The 22744-nt window shown below is 41.3% G+C and carries 13 protein-coding genes and 1 tRNA gene; 7 read left to right on the top strand and 7 right to left on the bottom strand.

All coding sequences use genetic code 11. The annotated features are described in order from the left end of the window. Nucleotides 1–4 precede the first annotated feature (4 nt). Together LV85_RS18420 and LV85_RS18425 are read right to left on the bottom strand one after the other, a co-directional pair. Nucleotides 5–3739: a T9SS type A sorting domain-containing protein gene (locus LV85_RS18420; protein ID WP_111322208.1), complete on the bottom strand. Its 3735-nt coding sequence runs from the start codon at nt 3737–3739 to the stop codon at nt 5–7. Between the two features lie 112 nt (nt 3740–3851). Beyond that, nucleotides 3852–4946 carry a DUF1573 domain-containing protein gene (locus LV85_RS18425; RefSeq protein ID WP_111322210.1) on the bottom strand — a complete coding sequence of 365 codons (1095 nt, stop codon included), beginning with the start codon at nt 4944–4946 and terminating at the stop codon, nt 3852–3854. 70 nt (nt 4947–5016) lie between these two features. Between LV85_RS18425 and trpS the strand changes: the two genes are divergently transcribed. Further along, nucleotides 5017–5991: a tryptophan--tRNA ligase gene (trpS, locus tag LV85_RS18430; protein WP_111322212.1), complete on the top strand. Its 975-nt coding sequence runs from the start codon at nt 5017–5019 to the stop codon at nt 5989–5991. Nucleotides 5992–6073: 82 nt separating this feature from the next. Next, on the top strand, nt 6074–6349 hold the full coding sequence (locus tag LV85_RS18435) for a hypothetical protein (RefSeq protein WP_111322214.1): 276 nt from the start codon (nt 6074–6076) through the stop codon (nt 6347–6349). Nucleotides 6350–7065: 716 nt separating this feature from the next. Here LV85_RS18435 and LV85_RS18440 read toward each other — a convergent pair. The 5 genes from LV85_RS18440 to LV85_RS18460 form a co-directional block, all read right to left on the bottom strand. After that, nucleotides 7066–8469 carry a sulfatase family protein gene (locus tag LV85_RS18440; RefSeq protein WP_111322283.1) on the bottom strand — a complete coding sequence of 468 codons (1404 nt, stop codon included), beginning with the start codon at nt 8467–8469 and terminating at the stop codon, nt 7066–7068. Between the two features lie 77 nt (nt 8470–8546). Next, on the bottom strand, nt 8547–10100 hold the full coding sequence (locus tag LV85_RS18445; RefSeq protein ID WP_111322216.1) for a sulfatase family protein: 1554 nt from the start codon (nt 10098–10100) through the stop codon (nt 8547–8549). Nucleotides 10101–10245: 145 nt separating this feature from the next. Further along, on the bottom strand, nt 10246–12852 hold the full coding sequence (locus tag LV85_RS18450; protein WP_111322218.1) for an alkaline phosphatase D family protein: 2607 nt from the start codon (nt 12850–12852) through the stop codon (nt 10246–10248). A 181-nt stretch (nt 12853–13033) separates the two neighbouring features. Then, the gene (locus LV85_RS18455; RefSeq protein WP_111322220.1) at nt 13034–13741 is read right to left on the bottom strand and encodes a gluconate 2-dehydrogenase subunit 3 family protein; all 708 of its coding nucleotides are present in this window, start codon (nt 13739–13741) and stop codon (nt 13034–13036) included. 3 nt (nt 13742–13744) lie between these two features. Further along, complete coding sequence (locus tag LV85_RS18460) at nt 13745–15487, bottom strand: GMC family oxidoreductase (protein ID WP_111322222.1); 1743 nt, start codon at nt 15485–15487, stop codon at nt 13745–13747. 421 nt (nt 15488–15908) lie between these two features. Between LV85_RS18460 and LV85_RS18465 the strand changes: the two genes are divergently transcribed. The 5 genes from LV85_RS18465 (at nt 15909) to LV85_RS18485 (ending at nt 22609) form a co-directional block, all read left to right on the top strand. Further along, a complete protein-coding gene (locus LV85_RS18465) occupies nt 15909–16715 on the top strand; it encodes an AraC family transcriptional regulator (RefSeq protein WP_111322225.1) in 807 nt (268 codons plus the stop codon). Nucleotides 16716–16792: 77 nt separating this feature from the next. Continuing rightward, nucleotides 16793–19255 carry a TonB-dependent receptor domain-containing protein gene (locus LV85_RS18470; protein WP_111322227.1) on the top strand — a complete coding sequence of 821 codons (2463 nt, stop codon included), beginning with the start codon at nt 16793–16795 and terminating at the stop codon, nt 19253–19255. A 78-nt stretch (nt 19256–19333) separates the two neighbouring features. After that, nucleotides 19334–19723 carry a hypothetical protein gene (locus LV85_RS18475; RefSeq protein ID WP_111322229.1) on the top strand — a complete coding sequence of 130 codons (390 nt, stop codon included), beginning with the start codon at nt 19334–19336 and terminating at the stop codon, nt 19721–19723. A 263-nt stretch (nt 19724–19986) separates the two neighbouring features. Next, nucleotides 19987–20060 (top strand) — tRNA-Pro (locus LV85_RS18480). Between the two features lie 245 nt (nt 20061–20305). Further along, on the top strand, nt 20306–22609 hold the full coding sequence (locus LV85_RS18485; RefSeq protein ID WP_111322231.1) for a DNA topoisomerase 3: 2304 nt from the start codon (nt 20306–20308) through the stop codon (nt 22607–22609). The last annotated feature ends 135 nt before the right edge of the window (nt 22610–22744 follow it).

The raw sequence follows: 22744 nt of genomic DNA on the forward strand, positions 1-22744 counted from the left end.
TATTTCACTGCTTGATCAACTTGCCTACAAACACCCGATTATCCCTGCTTTCCACCATGATCACATAGGTTCCTGCAGAAAGCCTAGCGATAGCCAAACTGACAGAGCTTGAACTTTGGCGTATGACTTCTACGCTGGAACTGACTTCCCTTCCAGAGGAATTATAGATTCTCATAGAGTTCTCAGCAAATTTCAAATCTCCCAAAGCTTGAATTTCCACTTCAGCTGAGGCTGGATTCGGATAGATTTTCAATTCCTCAGAAACCAAAATCCCAGGATTGAATATACCCGAAATGGTCATTGTCACAGCAGCAAGTCTAGTCTCACAGCCCGCGGTATTCTTTAGCTCAACGCTATATTCTCCCATAGATTGAACTTCCAAAGATCTGGAAATTGCCCCATCAATCTTTTCTCCATTCTTGTACCATTGATAAGTGAAATCACCTTCTGGTGCTCTCAGGATATTACCGTCTTCCACGATTTCTCCGCTTGGGAAAGCAGCTGATACCACTTCAAATTTCTCCGTTTCGAAAAGACAAGCTCCAGCATATCTGACAATAGCATGATAGCTTCCTCCTTCTTCTATTTCGAGAGTTTTTCCGGTAGCACCACTAATTTCAGTCCCATTTCTTCTCCATCGTACCACTTCGAAATCAGCTTCAGAAGCTAAGGTCAATATCTGCGTATCACCAATACAGACCAATTCAGGTCCAGAAATACTCACTGGTTTTGTACTAAGTGATTTCACCATGACTTGGGCTGTTTTCTCTGTGACATTCCCAGCGATATCAACTGCCCTAATTTCCACCCCGATCTCTTTCCCAAGGTCCTCACAGGTGATTTGAGTTCTGCTGATAGTCACTTCCTTAATTTCACAGTTGTCAGTTACTGACTCTATGAAATCCTCGGTTTTCAATTGCAGAGCTCCCAAAGTCAAATCAAGCTCAAGTTCCAGATTTTTGGTCTCCAAAATAGGCGCCATTTCATCCAGTACAACTACCTCAATTTTCTCCTCCCAGTCATTTCCGCTTCCGTCTTGGATTATCACGATGACTTCCTGAGCCCCTAAATCCTCACAGGTGAATTCACTTTTACTTAATGACAGAATCAAATCCTCATTTTCTAAAGGCCATGATTGAAAGACATCTTCTAGAAGAAGTTCAGCTTGTCCAGATTCATTTAACACTAATTCTATGCGTTCTTTGACTGGCGGATATGGATTAGGATTCAGCGAAATCTCAAGTGTTTGAGATCTTGTGATACAGCCAGAACTGAGTCGAATTTTGGCGTAATAATTACCAACCTTATCTATTTCAATACTTTTCCCTTGGAGATCTGCGAGCAGCTCACCGTTTCTGTACCATGCTAGCACCTCATATCCCAACTCCTCACCTAATTCAATTTTCACCGTCTGACCTTCATAGAACTCCTCAGTGTTTTCTAAGGATACAGTTTTGGACTCTATTATATTCAAAAATACTTTTGCTTTTTCTACTGTACTATTTCCACTATTATCCTTCAAAGTGATCTTAACCGGCACCTCTGCATAGCCTGATTCTTCATCAATATCTTCACAGGTAATATTGTTTTTCTCTATAATCAAGTCGAAAGACGTGGAACAGTTATCCAGAGGATCCCAAATAGCAAAATCAGGCCCTCCAATTGTAATACTTCCACTTACGAGGTCAAAAGCTTCATAGGCATTTGCATAAGTGAAGGTGGGCGCGATAGTATCCAGCACATAAAGCCTAGTTTGATCCATCCATTCCTGACCTGTACTAGTATTCTTGGAAGTGATTTTGACCTCGTTCAATCCTATATCATCACAGCCGAATTCCGGTCCAGGATCAGTACTGAACACGAAATAATTGCCTTCTGGCATATCTTCTAAAAAGTCTAGCGCTGTCAAATAGCCTTCACCTTCATGATTGAGGTAGATCGCCACTGAATCTTTAACTTCTGGTTCAAAGGCTGCCACACGCAGCGGGATTTTCAAAGACACCTCATCCTTATAAACTCTACGCTCCACTTGCTGCAGGTTGTAGTTTTGATCCATCACTGGAAAGACATACACTGGGGTAAAATTGACCAAGGCAAATTCCTGGTTACCTTCTTTGGTTTTCTCTAGATTCACCTCCAAGTGCCCATAATGCTTCCCTCCATCGGTCAACACTGGATTGGCTCCAGAGGTATCCCATTCCTCGGCAGAACTCTGATCTGCAGACCACATACGGTAAGGATTGTAATCTAGCGTGTTCAAGGGATTACCCAGCCAATCTCTCTTTTCACCCCGCATACCATCTCCAGCCACGCCTACGTCATAATACATAATACCTTTACCATCACTATCCTCATCCACGAAACTTCGTTCAAACAATTCATCATGCCCAGAAAACACTGCGATTACGCCATATTCCTCTAGCATAGGATTCAGCACTCGCATCGGTGTACCTACCTGACCAATGGAAAGTTCATGATTTAAAGGCACCCCATGTTCACCCGAAGAAAAAGCAATGTGATGGTATTGTACAAAGATCAATTGACCAGCTTCACTGGCATCTTTAAGATTATCTTCCAACCAAATATATTGATCAGAACCTGGACCAAAACTACTCAGGTCATTTCCTCCCGCAGCTTTGTATTGTGAGTCCGTATAATTCTCCTGCGTGTCAGTTCCCGGCAGGGTAAATTCCTTTCCACTAAGCTTAGGTTGTCCATCAAAATCCGCTTCCGTCTGATCAGGTGTACCGTTGCTAGAATCTAGGGTCAAAATAGTCACTGGCCCATAATCTACTCTGTAATAACTTTGGCGATGCTTTTGAAGAGGATCTTCCGTTGGTGTTTCGAAATAGGTATGAAAACGCTTCCTCCCCAAAACCGGGAGAAACTCACCTTTTTCATTAGTACCATAGCCCCCATTTACTGCTCCGAAAGCCTCCCAATTACCCAAGGCTGGAATTATTGCATAGCGAGACAAGCCTGTTCCAAGCTCACCAGCATTTTGTCTAAAAAACTCATCCCAGGCTGGCTGATACCCTGCCCCCTGAACCAGGTCTCCAGGCATAATAATGAAGTTGGGGTTACGGGCATTGATGATCCGCAGGTTTTCATTGTAGCCTTTCTCCTCAGTCAACATATAGTTTGGCAGCTCTATACCTTGCTCTATGGTGCTTCCAAATTTTTGTTTCCACAGTTCTGGAACAGTTGTAATCGGTCGAAACAAGGGCGTTCCTGGATACCAAGCTCTATTGGTCACTCGGCCTCTGGGATCTGTCTCGGAATCTGCCAAGGCTATAAATCTGATTTTCTCCCAGCTGGATTTGGATGAGGGCATGGTAAAAGTCCCTGAATAATTCAATCCTGCCAGCGTCACGATATAATTCACCTGCACATCAGCAGGCAAATCTATAGGGAATCTAAAGCGAAAAGCCTGCTCACTTTGGATCCAACTTCCTTGTTCCAATCCATCGATCTGTTGATTTTTTTCTGCGGAAGTGTAATAAATTTCCGGTACAGATTCGGCTGTAACTGCACCTTCATACATCACCGAACCGGTAGCACTTAGCAACTTGATAGAACTCGTAGCTAAAGAATTACTAAACCATGTCAGCTGCATCTTACCTTCCCCATAGGCTTGTAGGTAAGGATAGACCCTAAATGGATTTACTTCTGTGGGCCTGTGGGAGGCTAAAACCATAAAAACAAGTAGCCCCAGTATAAACAGTAGTTGTTTTTTCATTGTTAAACAGTTGAGGTATTTCCAACAAAAATATAGGAAGTTCAATTTCTAAGATACAAAATATCAGCCTATTTGGTATAAGGCAAAAAATCAAAATGCAAATTGAAAATTACTACTCCACTCTGCTTTTAAGCAGTAATAATTGCACTGGATTTAATGGATCATTAGTAAATACATAGATATTCCGCTGATCTATCCCTTGTCTTCCTTTAGGATCAAATACTACTTTAAGCACTATGGATTCTCCTGGATTAAGTGAAGTTTTGGACATCTCGAGTTTAAGGCATTCACAGTTTCCCTGTACTTTTTTTATTTCGAGCACTTGCTTACCTCTATTGCTAAGCACCACATTCTCCACCTTAATCTCACTTGATTTGATGGTTTTCAAGTCAATTTCTCTAGGGTCGATTACTAACTGAGGAACTAGGTTCAAATCATCCTTGGCAAAAGGCGCATAATACTCAAACACATCAGCCAAAATCTCTAGCTGAATAAAACTGGTGCTATCCTTCCAGTTTACAGAAACCTGATCCTCAAAATACCCCAAATCATTTTTCATAGCCCCATCATAATACACTTGAAGTAGGCCGCGGTCATTAGGCATTATAGAGTCTGTCAACTGTGAAACTTGGATATATTCTGGCCCAGCAAACTCTACGCTGTCCTTATAAAAAGGCTTATCTCCAAAATTAAACACCTCCACCTGCTTCAGCTTTGGCTCATTGGTAAATACCTCTCCGACATTTACTTTGGAAAGTCGAAAGCCCAAATCTCCTTTTCGAGTTCTATAAGTCCCCTCTGGATCACTTGCTCTAGGAATAGCATTTCCTTCTATAAATAAAGTATCCTGAGTGCCTTCTAAATTGCCTTTCACGACGATCATCCTCGAGAAAAACCCAGCTCCTGAAGATGGATCAAATGAAACCTGCAAAGTCCCTGTCTCTCCTACCTCCAAGGTATCCTTGGTGTATTCCACTGTCGTACAACCACAGTCCGTCCAGACTTTCTCAATGAAAAAAAGAGAATCCTGGGTATGCGTAAAATGAAACTCCTCCAGTTGAGGACCTTGCTCTTCCAGCACTGTTCCCAAATCTGCTTTGTTGATCTCCCAAATCAATTTTGGAGTGACAGGTTCCTGAGCCTGTGCATGTTGGGCGGTAAAGCAAAGTAAAAGTAGTGCAAACAGAGAAAATGGAATTCGAATCATAGTCGCAATTAACGCATAATTTCAAACGAATTATAGGCTGATTTACTTAATTTGCCGCAAATTCAGACTAATGGCAAGAGTACTTACAGGCATTCAAAGTAGCGGCAGACCTCATATGGGAAATATCCTAGGTGCGATCGTCCCTGCTATTGAACTGATCAAAGAGAACAAGGAAGAATCCTTCATTTTTATTGCAGACTTGCACTCCCTGACCACCTCCAAAGATGGTGAGCTAAGAAAGCAAAACACACTCGCTGTGGCTGCTGCTTGGCTGGCTTTTGGTTTAGATATCGAGCATACCACTTTCTATCGTCAGTCCAGAAGACCTGAGGTAGCGGAATTGACTTGGTACTTGAACTGCTTCACTCCTTTTCCCATGCTTGCCAATGCACATAGCTTCAAGGATAAGGCAGAAAAACTCTCAGATGTAAATGCTGGTCTATTCACCTACCCGGTATTGATGACTGCTGATATTTTGCTCTATTCTGCAGATTTGGTTCCCGTGGGAAAAGATCAGATGCAGCATCTGGAAATGGCAAGGGATATCGCCTCCACATTCAATAGAATAGTGGGAGAAGATATTTTGACCATACCTGAAGCTAGAATCGATGAGGTGGTAAAAACTATTCCTGGCACAGATGGTCAGAAGATGAGTAAGTCTTACAACAACTTCATTGATATTTTCCTTCCGGAAAAAGCATTAAAAAAGAATGTAAATAGCATCGTGACGGATAGTAAAGGTTTGGAAGAACCCAAAGATCCGGATACAGATAATGTGTTTAAGCTGTACAGTCTGATCGCTTCAGAAGAGCAGACGAAGCAGATGCGAGCAAACTACGAAGCTGGTAATTATGGCTATGGCCACGCGAAGAAAGAATTATTGCAGTTGATCCTAGATAAGTACAGAAAAGAGCGTGAGCTTTTTGATTTCTATATGAATCATCCTGAGGAAATAGAAATGAAACTTGCCGCTGGCGAAGAAAAAGCCAAGGCTGTAGGAGCTGAGATTCTGGATAAGGTAAGAATGAAGCTAGGCTTTAAGTAAACACTTAACCTTTGAGGTGTCATTTCGAAGGAGGAACGACTGAGAAATCTCCTCGTAGGTTTTGAAATTATATTTTATAAAAATGGCTCTGTCAGTATCTGACGGAGCCATTTTTATTACCGATCGTGCCTTTAGCACTCTGTGTAACTTTACTGTTCTTTATTACCCAGAATTCCATTCTGGGCAGTTAAAGGCCTTGCCTTTGGCAGGAGAATTTAATTACCCTTCTGTATTCTTTGTGCCAAAGGCACAATCAGTAAAAACCCTGAATACAGCGAAGCGAAATTCAGGGGTAATAGGAAACCTTATACCTAAGAGTGCCAACGGCACGATCAGTATCTCACCCATTCAAATATGACACTTTGCAGAATTCTTCGAGCTCCTTGCGACTAGGCGGTTTAAGAATATGTACACAGTGTTTAGATCCTGCTTATGGGACTCTGTACAGCATCAGAGATTCATGCTATAAGAATTCCATTCTGGGCACAAACTGGCCTTGCCTTTGGCAGGAGAATTTAATTACCCTTCTGTATACTTTGTGCCTAGGGCACAATCAGTAACAACCCTGAATACAGCGAAGCGAAATTCAGGGATAATAGGAAACCTAATACCTAAGAGTGCCAACGGTACGATCAGTATCTCACCCAATCAAAAATGAGCCTTTACGGAATTCTTTGAGCTCTTTGCGAAAAGAATATGTACACAGTGTTTAGATCCTGCCTATGGGACTCTGTACAGCATCAGAGATTCATGCTATAAGAATTCCATTCTGAGCAGTTAAAGGCCTTGCCTTTGGCAGGAGAATTTAATTACCCTTCTGTATACTTTGTGCCAAAGGCACAATCAGTAAAAACCCTGAATACAGCAAAGCGAAATTCAGGGATAATAGGAAACCTTATACCTAAGAGTGCCAACGGCACGATCAGTATCTCACCCATTCAAATATGACACTTTGCAGAATTCTTCGAGCTCCTTGCGACTTGGAGATGAAAAAATTAATAAAATTACCTACTCAGAAACAGGTCGATGCTAACACTGGTCGATGCCTTACCATTTCAGGGTAGATCATCAAAATCACTTTTCTATCCGCTTCTCTAATTGCGTCGCTCCAAACACCATTTTCTCTGAGTGTTCTCTAGCAATCTCCTTGATCTCTGCTACTTTATCAGGATTCTTTTCTGCCAAATCAAAACGCTCTGAAGGATCATGCCCTAAATTATACAAAGTCAGTTTTTCAAGCTTCTCCAATTTCTCAGGATAACCAGCAGGATTGTTACTGTAGAAATAAAGTTTGAAATCTCCTTTGCGAACAGCAAATAGACGATCTCCATGGTAATAAAACATTTCATCCCGTGGAGTCGCATTCTCGCCTCTAAGTACAGGACCTAAGTCAAATCCATCATACACTCGGTCCTGAGGTAGTTTTGCACCAGCAAGTGTCGTGATTGTAGGTAATAAATCCAGCGTGCTTCCCATTTTCGAGATCAGCCCTGGCTTCACATTTCCTGGTCCCCAGATTACTGTTGGTACACGAACACCACCTTCATAGCTTGTTCCTTTGCCACCAAATAAAGATCCAGAGCTACCTCCCTGCTCATTATAAACTAACCAAGGGCCATTGTCTGAGGTGAAAATAACATAGGTGTTTTTGTCTAGCCCATTATCCTTCAATGCTCTCAGTACCTCTCCCACTGACCAATCAATCTCCTCTATCACATCACCATATAATCCTCGCTCACTTTTCCCTTTGAAATCACCTGAGGCAAAAAGCGGAACATGAGGTAGAGAATGAGCTAAATACAGAAAGAATGGTTTGTCCTTGTTAGCTGTAATGAATTTCACAGCTTCTCCAGCGTACCTCTTGGTAATGGTGTTTTGGTCTGCTGGTCGCTCAATGATCTCGGTATCCCTCATCAATGGCACATTGAAATACTCGTATTTTGATTCGAGAAATGCCTGCGTGTGAGTCACATCATTAATACGATCCATGTCATTGCTATAGGGAATTCCAAAGTAAGAATCGAAGCCATGACTGGTTGGTAAGTATTGCGGTAAGTGCCCCAAATGCCATTTCCCAACTGCCGCGGTAGCGTAACCTTCTTTTTTAAGTAACGTGGCAATTGTGTTTTCATAGGCCGGAAGTCCACCGTCTGAATCAGGAAATAAGACTCGTCGCTTGTTGGAGTACATTCCCGTGCGAACAGGCATTCTTCCTGTTAAAATCGCAGATCTACTTGGAGTACATACATTCGCTGCTACATAGAAACTAGTCCACTTCTGCCCTTCCACTGCCATTTGATCGATATTAGGAGTCTTGATCGTGGGATGACCAAATGCCCCTAAATCTCCATAGCCCTGATCGTCTGTGAAAATTATAATGAAATTGGGTTTATCTCCCTGTTTACTTTGACTAAATGCCAGAGGGGAAAAAGAGAGAAATAATACAAGCAGTTGGAGGAAAACTAAGGGTCTATGCATAATTAGGTAAATAAAAATGGAAGATCGGGCATTAGAGAATGCTCCAGGATCTTCCATTGTAAATTAAAGAAAACGACTTATTTCAGCACCACATCTTCTACTTTCTCATTCAAATCACCTCGAATAGTAGTATAATCATTGACCATTTCTTCCAACTTATCTGGATTGGCCTCCGCAAGATTGTTGGTTTGCCCTATATCATCTGTGAGATTATATAATTGATATGCCTTATCATTTCCGATTTCAATATTGACAGACTTGATCTTTGCTGCGCCATTGTAAGGAGGAATCATAATCCACTCTCCCTTTCTCAAAGCTGTTCTTCCTGTAGCTTCCAATATCAGCTCGGATCTACCAGTTTTTTTCTCACCAAAGAAAGCTGGCAAGAGATTTTCAGAATCCTCTGTAGTATCTGTACTTCCAGTCAAAGAAGCCAAAGAGCTAAGCAAATCAAGTTGACATACTAAGGCATCCGAAACCTGTGGCTGGATTTTCCCTTTCCAATACAGCATAAATGGCACTCGAGTTCCAGCTTCAAACAGACTGTACTTACCACCTCTCAATGGACCTGCAGGGGTATGATCCCCAAGCTTTTCTACCGCATCATCATAGTAGCCATCATTCAAGACTGGGCCATTATCAGAAGTGAAAATGATCAGCGTATTGTCAAGCAAGCCTTCATCTTCCAAGGTTTTCATAAACTCCCCTACCATCCAATCAGCTTCCAAAATCACATCTCCTCTAGGCCCCATTCCTGATTTACCTTCAAATCTTGGGTGAGGAGTCCTTGGCACGTGTGGCTGCTGAAATGCATAGTAAAGAAAGAACGGGTTTTCTTTGTGGGACTTTACATAGCTTTGGGCTTTTTCTAAGAAATGATCAGCCATATCTACGTCTGACCACTTCGCAGCTTCTCCACCTTTCATATATCCTATCCTAGGAATGCCATTCACAATGCTATTATTATGGCCATGATGCCACTTCATCGTAGTTAGTTCAGGATTATCCTTTCCTGTTGGCTCCCCTTCAAAGTTCTCCTTGTAGCTTATTTCAATAGGGTCATTTGGATCCAAATTCACCACGTCACCATTTTCTATATACACTGTAGGCACTCGATCTTGAGTTGCGGCCATGATATAGCTATAATCAAAGCCGACTTCATTTGGACTTGGGCTGATATGCTGATTCCAATCAACATTTCCGTCACCCAAACCTAGGTGCCATTTCCCTACTACTCCAGTTTGATAACCTTGTCCTCTTAGCATTTTGGGAATAGTCATCTGAGTTGTGCTGATTAGCAAAGGGGCCGTACCTGGAAGGATTTTGGCATCCTTATTCCTCCATGGATACACACCTGTCAGCAAGGCATATCTGCTTGGAGTACAGGTAGCCGAAGTGGCATAGCCGTTGGTGAATCGAATTCCACCATTTGCTATTTTGTCAATATTCGGAGTAGAAAGCTCAGTAGCTCCATAGGAGCTCAAATCACCATAGCCCAAGTCATCCATATAAATGATGACAATGTTTGGCTTTTTCAGCTCTGAATCAGTCTGTTCTTCTTTAGGGGAACTGCAGTTAAAAAACAGGGCAGCGCCAGTCAATCCTAGCAAAAGTTTACTCTTAAAACTCATGATGTTATGTTTATATATCATATTTAATCCTAAAATTCAGCATTCTTGATTCAGTATTCGACATTTACTATTCATTAAAAATTCGAAAGTAGAATGATTTATCCTGACGAATGAAGCCCTTCAGCTCGTACTTTAACCAATAAAATTACTCCGCAAGATTCACAACTATACTATCCGAATGATCGCTTTGCATAGTAAGCCCTGCATACGTTTTCATCAAGCCTTTATCCTGATCTCTTACTTCTACTCTATACTTGTCAGCAGAAAACACTTTTGGCTGAAAACTAGCAGTATTGACAGGCATCGCGTATTCTAGTTCTCCTGTGGACTCATTGTAAACAGAAACTAGTGGATTTTCAACTCCCTCCAGATTCAAGGTTTTCAAATAGCCGACAGCTTTTCTAGCATAATTATCTTTCTGCGAAACTGTAATAGGCCAGCCCTCATATTGTCCTTCAGGGTTAGCAATCGGATCAACGTTTCTTGGCCAGCATTCGATCTTCATCGTCCGAGCCTTCTTATCGAATGTGACTATTCCATAACCTGTCCCTCGATCATAAATTCGGGTAGGTGTGAAACCAGTTTTATAAGGATTGGCTACAGCCATTACTGTCATTTTATTTCCAAAGCCATCTTCGAAATCTCCCGTATTTTTGGTTCCTCCTGGGAATGGCTCATGTCCTTCGGGCACCTGAGGCCACCAGCGTCTCGGCCATAGATTATTCAGTGCCGGCCCTCCAAAGGCATACCCAGAATCACGAAATTCCTCCACCCCATATTGCACAGTACTTGCCAAATGCTGATCTCCGGCGATATGTAGGGCAAAAGATTTACGAATAATTCTCACGGCCTTATCCCTGCCTTTTTGCGGCCAGCCATTCGAATCCATATCAGTAGTCGGCGCATCACCATCCACGTACTCTCCCTTCTCAGGAGTAGGCAAACTAGGAACTATGCTATCAATGATACTTCCTTCCGGTAAAGTGGCTACAGTACAAAAGTTCGTCTGAGACAATACAGCTTTCATCTGAACTCCTGGATCCCATTGCGCGGTCCAACTTTCCAAGAAATCAAGTTGTCTTTTGCCTAGTAGCTGGGCATCTATATCATAATACTTTTTGATGTCAAAATCAGGGTTCTGAATAAAGCCATTCATTACTTTTGCTTCCTTAGGCAGGACATTCTGCGGAGCAGATTTGAATTTTCTATCTTCCAAAATCGCAAAACTTACTCCGCCATACTCCCAATCTGTGTAATATACCTTAATCCCTTGCTTAATAGGAGTTGGATCAAAGGCATCTGGCAGATGGCTAGTTTGAGTATCTTGAATCATATTCACCCATTCAGGAGGCATTTTGTAGCCACCCTGATCTTGGGCTATATAGCCCCAGCCTTCATCAGATGGCGCATGTTTACCTCCTTCACCCCATACATTCCCATGATATACATCATGATCATCAGGGATAATGGCTGTGGGTATGTTTCTAAAAATATCACGATATGACCAACCAAACATGTACCACTTGTGAAGGTAATCTAGGTACGACTTCTCCAAAGGACTGGTCTGAATACCAAATCCACCTGAACCCTCGTAGAACTGATCTCCGAGAAACAAGGCCATTTCAGGCTTGTGTTTTGCCACATGAATAGCTACTTCCTGATCAGGAAAACCATGGTCAGCATTGCAGCTAAAGACTGCTACTTTTAAGTCATCAGAAGATTTCGGCTGCGCCGCAATTTCACCATAAAAATAGAATTCCTGCGTTTTATCTTTTAGAGGAACATTCACCTGCACTCGATATGGAATCATTTTCTTATGCTTCCAGTCATCTATCCTAAAATTGGCGATTCTTCCATTTGGATCAAGTGCTGAAGTTTGAGCCGTCTCCCATCCTGAACCTTTTTTGAGCTGAAGATCTACCTTAGTATTTGGAATCAGCTCCAACGGAGCGAGTTGTGCAGTTAATTTAAGACTGTTTTTGTGCAGTGTATATTGTGCAAAGAAAATCGGCCCAAATACCTGATCGGCAGCTTCTACAATTTTATCGCCTTGGAATACCCAGTCTGAAAATGCCACTAGGCTGTTTGTGTCTTGTTCCTTCTTTGGACAGTTGGCGACTAAAGCCAAATTGCCCTGCAAGTCCTCTGGATCAATCCCATCAGCAGATAAAACCACTGTGCTGTTACTCGCAGTACCAGTAAGAGTCAACAGGTACTTCCCTTGCTTAAAAGTACTTTTAAGAGACAAATCAATAGCTTTAGATAAATCCAATTTATCCTCACTGAGCTTCTCCCCGATCATCAACTGACCTGTTCCTGTGACACCAACATCCAAACCTTTTCCAAAAACGGCAGCAGAGCGATAGTCTTCGAAAATGCCTTTTGCACCTAACCTGAATCCAACATAGACATCAGCATTGCCAATCAATCCTTTGTTGCTCCAGCTGATGCTTACCGACTGCTGAAAATCCTTGTTATTAGCACCCAACTGATGGGTAAGAATATGCAAAGCTCTATTGTTGCTGGAAATATTGCAGACTGCCTTGCCACCTACGATCTCCCAGTCTTGAAGTCTATTCCCCCAAAACTCTGGACCAATCCACTTCATATCTGGCCAGTTTTCCCAGTTACTTTTAAATCCTGAAGTCTCAGGGGAAAGAAGTTTTTTGATGCTGGTAAATCCTTGAGAAAAGAAAAAAGGAGTCGAAAGGGAAGTTAAGGCCATGGCCTTGACAGCGGATCTGCGTTTCATAGTCTAAGAGGTGGTGAAAAGGTAAATATGGGTTGTTTGCCCTAATAATCCTTGAAAAATGGGATAAATGGCTTTGCTTATTGGGTAGATTTTTTTTTACCCAAATTTTCAAGTCAACAAAAAAACCAATGAGCTTACACCCATTGGTTTTTCATAAAATTCTAATTGGAGCTACAACTAATTAGCCAATGATATTTGCATCATCATCCCACTCGATAATGGTACCTCTATCCTCAGGTTTCAGATACTGAGGAATGTATTTTTCTTCCAGTTTCACCCCATGCTTATCCATTACCTCCTGTGGGATTCCATCCCAGGCATTTGGTGTATTACCCACATATCCCATGTACTTCCAACCCTCTGGGGTAGAGAAATAACCAGAACAGGTAAGATTACGAAGCATATTAAACCAGCGTACAGCTCCTTTGTAGGCTGGTTTTGCTGAGTCTGGCCAAGCTACTTCCTCCACGATCTCAATAACTTCAGGCTCACTAAGCTCATTGAATGGTTTGCCAAACTTCTCATCTGCTTCAAAATCCAACCACATCAAGCCACCTCTCATAGGAGTTTGGTAATGCGGCATATCCTTCATGATAAATTCCATGAAATCAACTACTCCCAATTCGGTGGCAGCTGGAGATTCATCATCTTTTGGCATGATAATATCCACCATGACACTAAGCTTTTTACGCTCATCGTCCGTGAAAAACGTCTCGGAAAGCAACTCTTTATCCCGCTGCTTTTCTTCTTCTGTTCTACCACCAATAGTACCGCCAGAAAGCAAATCCCTGGCAGGTAATTTCTGCTGCTCAGGTGAACAGCCAGTAAATAATAAACCCGTACCGACCGAGCCGGTAAAGAGCAATTTTAGATTTTCTCTTCTGTTCATGGTTTAGATATTTTTCTTATTCAATTCAGAAACTATATAATCGGAAGTTCTCCACGCCAAAGCCAAAATGGTCCAAGTTGGGTTTTTATCTGCTTGAGATACGAAAGGACCAGCATCTACTACGAATAGATTGTCGCAGTCATGCGCTTGACAATTAGAATTCAGCACAGAGGTAGAAGGATCATTTCCCATACGGGTAGTCCCTACTTCGTGAATGATTCTTCCTGGTGCCAAAAGACCATATTTAGTCTCTGGACCTGGCTTGCTACCAAGTAAAATTCCTCCTGCTTCAGTGAGAATTTCTTCAAAAGTATCATGCATGTGCTTCGCCTGATTGACTTCCTGATCTGTCCAGTTGTAATTAAATCTAAGGACAGGAATACCGAATTTATCCACCGTATTTGGATCGATCTCACAGTAGTTATCATACATAGGTACACTTTCACCTCTACCTGACATACCCATGGTAGAGCCATAGATTTTTCGGATATCTTTTTTCAGACCTGCTCCGTAGCCACCGTTTGGACTTGGCTTACCGAATTCGTCTGTGATGTATTTTCTCATCGAATCCATACTTCCACCAGTACCATAGGCAGGCTGGCCCATTCCGCCCCAGTACTCGATATGATATCCTCTGGCAAAGTTCAATTTCTTATTATCTCCCCACCACGGTGTGTACATATGCAGCCCACCTACACCATCTTCGTTATACCGCTCACGATCCATCATGCTCGGTACTATGGCCATGCGGTCAGTTCCTGTGGAATCATGCAGGTATCTACCTACCATCCCAGAGCTATTTCCTATTCCATCAGGATGCGACTTGGACTTGGAATTCATCATGATTCTTGCAGACTCACAAGCTGATGCACCAAGTACAACCACTCTAGATTTCAGCTTATATTCCTTCAAATCCACCTTACTTACGAAAGAAACACCTGTGGCTTTTCCGCTTTCGTCAGTAGTGACTTTTCTCACCATCGAATGCGTGTAAAGATCAACTTTACCTTTTTTCATCGCAGGGTGAACTAGACAAGTACCTGCTGAGAAATCCGCATGAACTTGACATGCTCGATTACACTGACTACAGAAAAAACAAACCCCTCTATCCTTATTAATAGGGCGAGTAAGCATGGAGAGACGGGAAGGAATCATCGGAATACCTACTTTGTCAGCTCCCTTTTTCATATAAAGCTCATGCAATCGTGGCTTCGGAGGAGGTAGAAAAAATCCATCTGGCTCATTGTAAATTCCTTCCTTTGTTCCAAACACGCCAATAAGCTTATCAACCTTATCGTAATATGGCTTGAGATCATCATAACCGATTGGCCAATCGTGACCTAGTCCATCAATGCTGGCTCGTTTGAAATCATTAGGTCCGAAACGTAGAGAAATTCTTCCCCAGTGATTTGTTCTTCCTCCAACCATTCTGGATCGGAACCAATCGAACTCAGTTCCATTTTTTCTGGTGTATGGCTCACCATCAATATCCCAGCCACCGATAGCTGCATCGAAATCACCAAAAGGACGAATACGCGTGCCTGCCCCTCTTCTCGGGGATTCCCATGGTGGTCTTAGCTGTGTACGATCCTCTTCTTTGGCTGGATCAAAATCTCCACCTGCTTCCACTACTGCCACAGACAGACCCGCTTCAGAAAGTATTTTGGAGGCCATCCCTCCACCTGCTCCCGAACCGACAATTATAACATCGTAGGCCTCCCCGGAATTTTTGATTTGAAAACTCATTAGCTAGAATTTACTTTATTGATGTAATTCAATTTTGAAAAAGAGAAGTCGATTTCCAGTGTTCACTCAGCTGGCTCCTTCTAATCATAAAATAACAAAATAATTTCTTCCCAAACTTGCTGAATTACCTATTCAGACTGAATCCAAAAAAAACCCCTTTCAAAATAAACCTGTCACATGATCCATTAAAGCCCCCAGAACGCTTTTACAAGGCATTCTGAGTTGCTGTTGCACCAAAAAACTACAGATAAAAACACCAGCAACTTCTTCTATTTTTTTATAAATGGAAAGCTGGTCTTTCGGAAAAATATTCATTTAAAGTATATCTGGACTACTAATACCTTTTTATTTAAAAGGCAGTCATCTTGTTTGGCTTTTTTACAATTTTTGCAAACAATTAATTCTAGATCAGCTACGCGGCATGTCAATCAAAGTAAAATCAAAACTTGAAAGTGAAATTCTACTGAAAGTTTCACGAATGAAGCCTGTCATCAAACCGACTGTTCCACATCGTCACTCTGGCTACCATGAATTGATATTCCTTTCTAAAGGAGCCGGTTCCCATACGATCGGTGATGAGAAATTTGATGTGATCCCCAATACCGGCTATTACCTAGGGCTGAGTGAAGTACATTGCTGGGATTTCAGCAAGATTCCTGATGGCTATGTAATACTCTTCAAAGAAGAAGTTTTATCGCAATATCCGAATGCGTTCAATAGCCTTTTTCAGCTAGCCAAAACCTTTGATATTGGAGATTCACAGACCCAAATCTTTCCTATGCTAGAAACTTTTTATCGAGAATACAAAAAAGGCAGTTCGCAGGATCTGTTGTCTGCTCACCTCAATCTATTAATTCTAACCACACTTAATCTTCCCTTTTCTACTCCTAAGATGGATTCAACGGTCATTGATCAATTAGCACTTTTCAAAAGACTTATTAACGAAAATTACTCCCAACTGAAAAATGTACAGGATTATGCTGACTTGATGAACATCCCAGTGAGAAGACTGAATGCTATTTGCAAAACTACCCTCAACACTAATGCTAGGGAAGTGATCAAAGAACGTATTTTGATAGAGGCTAAAAACTCCCTGACGCACACCAGTAGTCAAGTGTCGGAAATTGCTTATTCTTTGAATTTCACTGATTCTTCAAATTTTGTGAAGTTCTTTAAGCAGCAGACTAACTTGACACCACTAGAGTATAGATCCAAAATAAAAGTCTAATTATACCATAATCAGTATTTTTCTACCGTAAAATAGCACAGAAGCACTAGTTATTTGTGTGTATAAATAAACCTCAAATGAATAGATTATTTCTTCTCCTTTTTCTCTCGCTTTTTTATGAAACAGCTTTTTCCCAAACCTCAATAAAAGGAAAACTGATTGACCGATCCGAAAACAGCCCTTTGGAATATGCCAGTGTAGCTATTTTCCAAACAAAGGATAGTGCTTTGGTGTCAGGGGCAGTTACGGATCAAGAAGGAGTATTTTATTTAGAAGGTTTAAAAACAGGAAGTTATTACCTTTTAGCTCAATTCATGGGTTATGAAACAACCACTGTTTCGGATATAACTATTTCCAAAAATCAATCACTTGACTTAGGTACTATTTCCCTGAATCCTGATCAACAATTACTTGCCGAAGTAGAAGTCTCAGGAAGGAAATTCACTACTATGAATCAGGTAGATCGTCAGGTATATAATTCCGATAACTTCCTGACAAGTCAAGGAGGAACCGCTACAGATGTACTTCGAAATCTCCCATCAGTTAGCATCAATGCGCAAGGTGAAATAGCGGTTAGAGGGACCACGGGATTTGTGGTTATGATTAACGGTAAGCCCAGTCAATCAAGTCCTGAAGCCTTGCTTTCTCAGCTGCCCGCCAATGCCATAGAAAATATAGAATTGGTCACCTCTCCTTCTGCCAAATACGATCCTGAAGGAAAGGCTGGGATCATCAATATCATCACCAAGAAAGGCGCTGCTGATGGCACTTTTGTACAAGTGAATGCTAAGTTCGGAATGCCGAGCATAGAGCCTTACGACAATAAAAATAAGCCACAGCGCTATGGTGCTGACTTCACAATTAATCACAAAAAAGGGAAATGGGATCTTTCTCTAGGTGGAAATTATCAGAGGAATGATATCAATGGAAGACGAGAAGGAAATGTCTATACAATAAGCGGAGACACCACCACATACTTCCCTTCGGATGGAGAACGGAGTACCGATGCCAAAACCTTCTCAGGTAGGTTTACGCTAGCCTATGCGCCCAATGAAGCCAATGATTTTAGTCTAGGATTTTATGCAGGAAAGAAAACTGCGGACCGTACTGCGGACATTCTGTATTATGACAACCATGCTGAGGTGAACGGACAGCGGATTTATACGATGCAGTATTACAATGAAAATTTGAGAATTCGTAGAGGAGATTTTGTGCTTGGCAGCTTAGACTATAAGCACACCTTCCAAAACAAATCTCAGCTTTCCGGATCTTTTCTTTACGAGTACACCATGCTTGGTGGACCTACAACCAACCGAAACCTAGGTTATCCTGATACCAGCATCATCTACCAAGACGAGTACAATACAAACGACAACCCACTCAACGGAACTAGGCTGCAACTGGACTACAAAGCAGCTCCTAAAGCCTTTGGAACCCTTGAATTTGGCTATCAGTTTAGGTACCTCAATCATACGGGGGATTTTGTCTATGAACGAAAAAATAATGAAACGGGTGAATTCGAACTAGTTCCAGAATTTTCAAGTGCTGTCGATTTGAATAGAGTCTTGCATTCTGGCTATGGGCAATTGACGGGAGAAAAAGGAAAATGGAGCTATGCCGCTGGAGCCAGGCTAGAGATCATGGACAGGATTTTCGATTTGAAGGATATTGGAGGTACGGTAGACACTACCTACTTGTATGATTTTGTGAAACTGTACCCTTCGGCAAGTTTACAATATTCATTCAATGATGAATTGCAAGTCAAAACCTCCTATTCTAAACGGGTAGAAAGAACGACTACTTTCAAGATGAACCCATTTCCAGAAAGAGAGCATTCAGAAACACTTGAGCAAGGTGACCCAACTCTCCTTCCTGAGTTTGTGGACTTGGTGGAACTGGGGGTGGTAAAAAACTTTGGTGACAATTCATTTACAGCTACCTCCTATTTCAGGAATATTCAAAATCTCGTAAACCGAGTCAATACAGTTTACAATGACACAATTTTGAATCGTATTTATTCAAATGTCGGTACAGGAAAATCTCTAGGTATAGAAGTAGGGCTGGAACTGAATCCTACCGATTGGTGGCAGATTTTCGCTGGAACGAATGTGTATCACTATTCCATTAATGGTGAATTTGATGACAAACCGATCCATTCCGAAAGCTGGATTTACTCCATCAATGCAAACACCAGCTTTAACTTCGGCAAGAACTGGGAGGCGCAGTTGGCAGTTAATTATCTATCTCCTACCAACACTGCTCAGGGTGAGGATTCCCGTTTCCTATCTCCCAACTTGAATATCAAAAAGACTTTCCTCGATGGAAGATTAAGCACAACGCTTCAGTGGCTCAATATCGACATGGGTTTACTTCCTACCAACGAGCAACGTATCAGTACCTGGGTTGATGGTGAATTTTATACCACAACAAATTATGTCTATGAGGTAGATGTAATTCAGTTGAACATCAGCTATTCCTTCAACAAATTGAAAAACAACTCCAGGTTCATCAAGAGTGAGTTTGGTGAAAAGGAATTTTAAGAGATGATAATTCCCGGTTGAAAAGTAGCGTTTAACAATACTATTGCGTCTTTTCATTATCGCTACCTTAATTGATCTATGAGAAATCTAATCATCCTCTTTTTAGCTATTTCTTTGTTTACTTCCTGCACTGATGATTCTGATTATGAAAATCCAGAGGCTGTGCTTATTCGTGTAGAGAACAGTTCAGGATTAGATTTTAAGGATATCCTGATTAGCTCTGGATCTATGCCAGTTGAATTTGGTGATGTCAAGGCTGGTAAAAAATCAGGCTTTAAAGAATTTGAATCTGCCTATCGTTATGGCTTTGTGAGTTTATTGGCAAATGGTAAGGAATTGAGAATTCAACCTCGAGACTATATGGGAGAAACTCCTCTATCAAAAGGCTATTACACCTATAAACTTGATGTGGACGAATCTGATACGGAACACCTGGGATTGACCTTGGAACTATTGATCGTCAACTAAAGCTATCCAACTCATTTTCAAGTCCGTTGGAAACATAGTTAAAAGAACATCAAAATATTCTCACATTTTTTTCGATTTCATTTTCAAAAAAGCATTGGTCAGAAAAATATTTTACTACATTTGCATCCGATTCAAGAGCAAGTCTTGGGTCAATAATTGAAAGTTCGAGGTGTAGCCCCGATAGCTATCGGGATTAACTCCGCAAGTGATCTCATCATGAGAAGGCTGAAAGATCAATTCATTGAAGTAATTAACAAACACCTCGGGGTGTAGCGTAGCCCGGTATCGCGCCTCGTTTGGGACGAGGAGGTCGTAGGTTCGAATCCTGCCACCCCGACTTATTAGCTCTTAGATTAATTTCTAGGAGCTTTTTTTATGTCCAATTTTTAGTTATAAGAATGAGTTCCCCCGTTCTGCCAAAAGCCATCAAATTTGCATCTTAACAATTTCCTTTTTTGGCAAAAATTTGATTTGTATAAAAAATCTATAACAGCTTGATTCACAAAGCTCACTTCATTTTCGAGCCTTTGATTGCGCCAGCATTCCACTAACCCTACCCTATTTTTACTAGTTTTGCTTCAGATGATAGTTTGTATTGCTGAAAAACCAAGTGTCGCCCGTGAAATCGCCGCTGTTCTGGGTGCAAATAATAGGCATGATGGGTACTATGAAGGAAATGGATATAGCGTAACCTATACTTTCGGACACTTTTGCACCTTACTTGAGCCGAACGATTATGATCCTTATTGGAAGAGCTGGAGCCTCAGTCACCTTCCGATGCTTCCCGAAAAGTTCAAAACCAAAGTCGTTAATAATCCAGGGGTTAGGAAGCAATTTGATATAGTAAAAAAGCTATTTGATACAGCCACGTTGGTGATCAACTGTGGTGATGCCGGCCAGGAGGGAGAATTGATTCAACGATGGGTAATCGAACAAGCGGAGTATAAAGGAGAAGTCAAACGCTTATGGATTTCATCGTTGACCACAGAGGCCATCAAAGAAGGCTTCGAAAAATTGCAACCTTCTGCTAAGTACGATAATTTGTATTATGCCGGGTATTCTCGGGCAATCGGGGATTGGTTATTGGGAATGAACGCCACACGCTTATATACGGTGAAATATGGTGGATACAAACAGGTGCTCTCCATTGGTAGAGTCCAAACGCCAACCCTAGCCATGATTGTTAATCGGTTCAAAGAAATTCAAAACTTTCAACCAAAACCATATTGGGAGTTACAAACCGTATATAGAGAGGCTACATTTAATTATGAAGAGGGGAAATTTTTAAAGAAAGAAGATGGAGAAGCTTTTGCCAACAGGGTAAAAGAACATGACTTTGAAGTGGTCTCCATTGCTAATAAAAAAGGGAAAGAGTACGCTCCAAAGCTTTTTGACCTGACAGGATTACAGGTTTATTGCAATAACAAGTTTGGGCTTTCTGCCGATGAAACACTTAAAATAGCGCAGCAATTATACGAACAAAAATTAATCACCTACCCAAGAGTAGACACCACTTTTTTACCGAACGATATTTATCCTAAAGCAGCAGGAATTTTAAAACAACTGACGAACTATACTTCGTTAACTCAGCCGATATTGGGCAAAAAATTAAAAAAGTCTCCCAAGGTTTTCAATGATAAAAAAGTAACCGATCACCATGCCATGATTCCTACAGGAATCCAAAGTAGTTTACAAGGGAATCACATAAAAGTATATGACATAATTGCCAAGAGATTTATCGCAGTCTTTTACGATGAATGTACGGTATCTAACACCACAGTATTAGGAAAAGTGGATACAGTTCCCTTTAAAACAACCGGAAAGGTGATTTTAGAAAAAGGCTGGAGGCTTGTTTTTGAGACTGCTGACGGCAAGGATAAAAAGGAGAAAGATGAGCTCCCGATTTTTACAAAAGGAGAAAAAGGGCCGCATGAACCTACCTTCCTGGAGAAAGAAACCAAAGCACCTAAGCACTATACTGAAGCGACTTTGCTAAGGGGCATGGAAACTGCCGGTAAGCAAGTGGACGATGAAGAATTGCGAGACTTAATGAAAGAAAATGGCATTGGCCGTCCTTCTACTCGGGCAAATATTATTGAAACCCTATTCAGAAGACAATATATTGAACGAAATAAAAAGCAAATCTTGCCCACTGAAACAGGTCTGCAATTGATTGATATTATAAAGAATGATCTTCTGACCTCAGCCGAACTGACAGGCCAGTGGGAAAAACAATTGAAAGAGATAGAAAAAGGCAATTTTAACGCGGGCTCTTTTGTGAAGAACATGAAGGCTATGGTGGAGCATTTGGTATACGAAGTTATCCGGGAACAAAGCCATGCTAGAATATCTCACAGCACTGAAAATAAAGCTCCTGAAAAAGAAAAATCACCCACTGCAACTGGGATCGTGGGACAGCCTTGTCCAAAATGCAAGGAAGGCTCGCTGATCAAAGGAAAATCGAGTTACGGTTGCAGCGCCTATAAAACCGGCTGCGATTTTTTACTTCCTTTTTCCTTTGAAGGTAAAAACATATCAGAGAATCAATATTTACGTTTGCTTCAAAAGGGATCGACTGTCAACTTAAAAGGATTTAAAACAGCTGCGGGAGATAAAGAAGGTTTGGTACGTTTCAATGAGACTTTTCAACTCGTGTTGGAAGAAAAGAAACCTGCAAATTCCGCTAAAAAATCCCCTCCAGTCATTTCTTGCCCATTGTGCCATAAAGGAACGATAATAAGGGGCAAAACAGCTTATGGCTGTAGCGCCTACAAAGAAGGATGTGACTTTCGTTACTCTTTTGATACCCTCCGGGAAAAAGCCAACAAGAAACCATTAACCCTTGAGCTGGTGAAAAATCTACTGAAGGAGAGTGTGAGTATTTAGCTTATTGAGTGAATGGCTTGGTAAACCCATATCTCTATCTAAAAAACACGCTGTTTAAACAATAAACCAGCCTTATGTGGGGCTGATTATTGTTTATAGGAAAATCAAAACCTTAGATTAGAAATCAATATTCGA

This window comes from Algoriphagus chordae, assembly GCF_003254055.1.
GTDB lineage: Bacteria > Bacteroidota > Bacteroidia > Cytophagales > Cyclobacteriaceae > Algoriphagus > Algoriphagus chordae.